This window comes from Flavobacterium sp. (assembly GCF_035456225.1).
GTDB lineage: Bacteria > Bacteroidota > Bacteroidia > Flavobacteriales > Flavobacteriaceae > Flavobacterium.
The window spans coordinates 1-2,541 of the sequence record NZ_DATIDM010000078.1; the positions used below are offsets into that span (position 1 = coordinate 1).

The window sequence follows — 2,541 nt, forward strand, 5'->3', positions numbered from 1 at the left end:
GTTGTGATGGCGTTCCTTTTTGTTTGGCCATATCTTCCGATGACTGGCTATCTACATAGGCTTTTCCTTTCTTAATCAATTCAATAGCCCAATCGTACAATTGTTGGAAATAATCCGAAGCATAACATTCCTTCGCCCATTGAAATCCTAACCATTCCACGTCGCGTTTGATTGCATCTACATATTCCTGCTCTTCTTTAGCTGGATTGGTATCATCAAAACGTAAGTTTACTGGTGACTTATAATCGATCCCCAAACCAAAATTCAGACAGATTGCACTGGCGTGACCCAAGTGAAGATAACCGTTGGGCTCTGGTGGGAAACGGAAACGTAATTTATCTTGTGACAAACCATTTTTTAAATCGTCTTCAATGATTTGTTCTATAAAATTCAATGATTTTTCTTTCGTAGACATAGATTTTATGTAATTTTAGCAAAGATAAGTTTAATTCGTCAATTTGTAAATCGTAAGATTTGAAAATGACAGTGAAAAATACGCATGGGAATTATAAAATTAAAAAATATCAGAACATTTTCCTATCATGGTTGTCTGGTAGAAGAAGGTAAAATTGGGTCGGATTATTCGGTGGATTTGGAAATCAAGACTGACCTTCGCAAATCGTCATTTTCCGATGAACTGGCTGACACAGTGGATTATGTACACCTGAACAAAATCGTTGTCGAAGAAATGGACGTCCGTTCCAAGTTACTGGAGCATGTTGCCCAAAGAATCATTGCCCGAATTTTTAAAGAAATCCCTCAGGTTTCAAGAATTATAGTTGGCGTGTCTAAATTGAATCCGCCTATTGGTGGTGATGTTGAGGCGGTTACCATTCAGTTAGAAGAATACAGAAGCTAAAAGTAAAAAACTTTGCAACTCTTGCCTCTAGTGGCTTTGCAACTATAAAAAATTATTCTATATTTGCCATCCATAACAACGGCATCGTGTCCGAGTGGCTAGGAAGCGGTCTGCAAAACCGTCTACAGCGGTTCGAATCCGCTCGATGCCTCAAAAAAGAGTTACAGCAATGTAGCTCTTTTTTTATTTCTAATTTTTAGGAAAAATTAATTAAAGATAACTGCGGTTCGAATCCGCTCGATGCCTCAGAAAAGAGTTACAGCAATGTAACTCTTTTTTTATTTCTAATTTTCAGGAAAATTAATTAAAGACAGTCGCGGTTTGAATCCGCTCAATGCGTTGTAAACTTTCAAAGAAACTTGGAGTTTTTTTTATGTTATTACAGAAATAATTTGTTACTTCAATATACATTAATAAGAAGAAATATTAATTTTTACAGCTAATAGAAATTAGGCATGAAATCAAAACACATCATATTTTCAATACTGTTTTCGTCACTGTTGTTCATGGGATGGAAAACAATCAATCAGGAATGGTTAACCGAAATAAGAAAAGGATATACCTTAAAGTACACGCCAAGTGATAAGAAAAATAAAAAAGAATATCGAAAACTGATTGAAAACGGAAAGTCATCGGTCGAGTTTTTCTTTAGTGATACCTTTAAAAAAGAATTTGAAGTTTTCGTTCATCCCAATCGACTTTCTTTAGATAAAGCCTGGCAAAAGGATTGGAATATGCCTGATTTCAAATCGGAATGTTGGATGGTGGCCAGCGGAGTAGCTACGAAACTGGATGTGATTTCACCGAAACAATGGGACAAGGAAGCTTGTGAACACGTTTATTCGGATTCCCAAAAAACACAGCAATTGATTACACACGAGCTGGTTCACGTGTATCACGGACAGTTAAATATAAGTCCGGATTTCAGTGATGTACAGGGAATGGACTGGTTCGTGGAAGGTTTGGCCACCTACGTTTCAGGTCAGTGTGATTCGAAGCGGATTGCAGAAGTGCAAAAAGCGATTGCAGAAAACAAAACTCCTCAAAGTTTAGATCAGTTTTGGACAAGTAAAATCAAGTACGGACTGTCCGGTTCGGTGGTAATGTTTATAGACAAGACCTATGGCAGAGAAAAACTCAAAACACTTTTACCGCTGAATAAAAAGTCGGACTTGCTTACAACGTTAAACACCACCGAATCCGAATTACTGGCAGCATGGCAAAAACACATTTTAGAATATTCGACCGGACAATAAAAGAAAAGGCTGTCTCAAAAGACAGCCTCTTAATATTTTATAATTGAAATGAAAGGGAAAAATTTATTATTCTGATTTTTCAATCTTTTCCAGTTGATCTTTAACAAATTCCTTTTCCTCCGGAAACCATCCCTGAAGCATCAGGGCCATTCCAAAAACAATCAACAACACACTGCTTGCTTTTTTGACTTTTATGATGTTGGTTGGCGTTAACTTGCTGCGTAATTGTTTGGCCAGAAGTACTTTTCCGATATCGGTAAGCAGATAGGCACCAATAACAGCCGAAAAGAACACCGCCATTCTGGAGGTTTCCATATCGAATTTTGGCCCGAAGGTTATAATGATAGCCAGCCAAAAACCAAGGACGCCGATATTGATGAAATTTAGCAGGAATCCTTTAATGAAGAGACCCAAGTAATTTTTTTT

Annotated in this window: 4 protein-coding genes and 1 tRNA gene; 3 read left to right on the plus strand and 2 right to left on the minus strand. The window is 37.2% G+C overall.

Annotated features, from left to right (window positions below; genetic code table 11):
• Positions 1-415 (minus strand): glutamate--tRNA ligase family protein (locus tag VLB74_RS04455; protein WP_325202259.1); only part of this gene is annotated, 415 nt, incomplete at its 3' end.
• Between the two features lie 84 nt (positions 416-499).
• Here VLB74_RS04455 and folB point away from each other — a divergent pair.
• From folB to VLB74_RS04470, 3 genes are all read left to right on the plus strand, one after another.
• Complete coding sequence (gene folB, locus VLB74_RS04460; protein WP_325202260.1) at positions 500-859, plus strand: dihydroneopterin aldolase; 360 nt, start codon at positions 500-502, stop codon at positions 857-859.
• An 80-nt stretch (positions 860-939) separates the two neighbouring features.
• Positions 940-1,010: transfer RNA gene (locus VLB74_RS04465), tRNA-Cys, on the plus strand.
• 304 nt (positions 1,011-1,314) lie between these two features.
• Positions 1,315-2,115, plus strand: coding sequence for a collagenase (locus VLB74_RS04470; protein WP_325202261.1), 801 nt, complete (start codon positions 1,315-1,317; stop codon positions 2,113-2,115).
• Positions 2,116-2,181: 66 nt separating this feature from the next.
• Here the strand turns inward: VLB74_RS04470 and VLB74_RS04475 are convergent.
• Positions 2,182-2,541 (minus strand): LysE family translocator (locus tag VLB74_RS04475; RefSeq protein ID WP_414655586.1); only part of this gene is annotated, 360 nt, incomplete at its 5' end.